Raw genomic sequence first — 260 nt, forward strand, 5'->3', positions numbered from 1 at the left:
CCCGTTCCTCACCGACGCCCAACGCAAAGAAATCCACTCCAGCGCCAAAGCCATCTGCCTCGAAGCCGGCTACTACGGAGCCGGCACGGTGGAATACCTCGTCGGCCAAGACGGGCTGGTGTCGTTCTTGGAGGTCAACACCCGACTGCAGGTCGAGCATCCCGTCACCGAGGAAACCTCCGGCATCGACCTCGTGCTGCAGCAGTTCAAGATCGCCAACGGCGAAGAACTGTCCATCACCGAGGACCCCGAACCACGCG

1 pseudogene is annotated in these 260 nt (G+C 62.3%); it reads left to right on the plus strand.

From position 1 onward, the window contains the following. A pseudogene (locus MTX35_RS25490) lies at positions 1–260 on the plus strand (acetyl-/propionyl-CoA carboxylase subunit alpha); the annotation flags it as partial.

The sequence above is a fragment of the Rhodococcus sp. ARC_M12 genome, assembly GCF_022810385.1.
GTDB lineage: Bacteria > Actinomycetota > Actinomycetes > Mycobacteriales > Mycobacteriaceae > Rhodococcoides > Rhodococcoides navarretei.